General features: G+C 75.3%; 2 protein-coding genes. One reads left to right on the top strand and one right to left on the bottom strand.

The window, feature by feature from the left end:
- Window positions 1-216 precede the first annotated feature (216 nt).
- Entirely contained in the window at window positions 217-801 is a 585-nt protein-coding gene (locus AC2W7G_RS16255) for a GNAT family N-acetyltransferase (protein ID WP_485869353.1), read from the top strand.
- Here the strand turns inward: AC2W7G_RS16255 and AC2W7G_RS16250 are convergent.
- The coding region (locus AC2W7G_RS16250; protein WP_485869352.1) for an MFS transporter at window positions 768-1,426 on the bottom strand (659 nt) is incomplete at its 5' end. The two genes, AC2W7G_RS16255 and AC2W7G_RS16250, sit on opposite strands and share 34 nt — an antisense overlap.

Here is a 1,426-nt window from a genome sequence, read left to right as displayed (position 1 = left end):
GCCGCTCAACGCCCTGCTCGCGCTCGCCCCGCCCGCCCCTGCGCGAGGCCCTGCTCGTCGCCTTCCTCGACCGCCTCACCCGGTAGTCCCTCCCCTCCTCGCTGGGAGTGACGTTGTGCACGCGACACGCCGGTGCGGGCGTGCACAACGTCACTCCCAGCGATCTCCCGTGCCCGTGGGAGGGGGACGCCGGGCCGCCTGGGTAGGTTGACGCTCGTGAGCGACTGGACCGTCACCCCGCACCTGACCGGCAGCCACGTCGAGCTGGTGCCGATGCGCCGCGACCACGCCCCCGCGCTGCTCGCGGCGGCCGACGACGACGCCGTCTTCGCCTGGCTGCCCGTGGACCGGCCGCGCGTGCTCGCCGACGCCGAGGCCATGGTCGAGCGGGCGCTCAGCGCGCCCGGTCACGCCTGGGTGCAGGTCGACCGGGCCAGCGGCGACGTCGCGGGCATGACGACCTACTACGACGTGAGCGAGACGGCCCGCACGGTGGCCATCGGCTGGACGTGGCTGGGCCGCCGGTTCTGGCGCACCGGCGTCAACACCGAGGCCAAGCTGCTGCTCCTGCGCCACGCGTTCGACGAGCTCGGATGCGTCCGGGTCGTCTGGCACACCGACGAGCACAACCACCGCTCGCAGGCGGCCATCGCCCGGCTCGGCGCGCAGCGCGAGGGCGTGCTGCGCAAGCACAAGCAGCGCCGCGACGGCTCGTGGCGCGACACCCACCTGTTCTCGATGCTCGACGACGAGTGGCCCGAGGCGCGTCAGGCGCTCGAGCGCCGGCTGCGCGAGCGCTGAGCCAGGGCGGTCAGCACCGCCAGCGCCCCGGTGACGACCGGGACGACGAACGCCCCCGTGTGCCCGTGGTCGTCGGCCAGGCGTCCGGCCACCGACGAGCCGAGCGCGTAGCCGATGCCGGTGGCGCCGGCCAGCAGCGTCATCGCCGCGCCCACGCGGTTCTCGGGCACGATCTGCCCCGCGAGCGCGAAGTTGCTGATCATGTACGGCGCGACGGCGCACCCCAGCAGCAGGACGACGAGCACGAGCTGGCCGATGGTGTCGGCGGGCAGCAGCGGCGCGGCGAGCACGGTCAGCGCCACCGCCGCCACGAGCGAGCGGGTGGCGTAGCCGACGCGCTCGGGGACCGCGGCCATCGTGAGCCCGGCCGCCACGCTGCCGACGCCGAGCACGGCGTGGACGATGCCCGCCACGCCCGGCTCCCCCGCCGCCGTGGTAAGGGCCGTCGTGCCGGTCTGCACCGACCCGAACAGCACGCCCACCAGCCTGGCGAGGAGCGAGGAGCACGAAGGCGGTGGTGAGCAGCCGGCCCCGAGACCCGCCGCCGCGCCGCGGTCGACCTTGGTCAGCGCCGCGGTGGGGTGCACGGCGAACAGCGTCCCGAAGACCGCGACGCAGGCCCCGG

It is taken from the genome of Aeromicrobium sp. PFPM2_SD2 (assembly GCF_057364525.1).
Note: the sequence above shows the minus strand (reverse complement) of the source record. Positions and strands in the feature narration are given on the sequence as shown.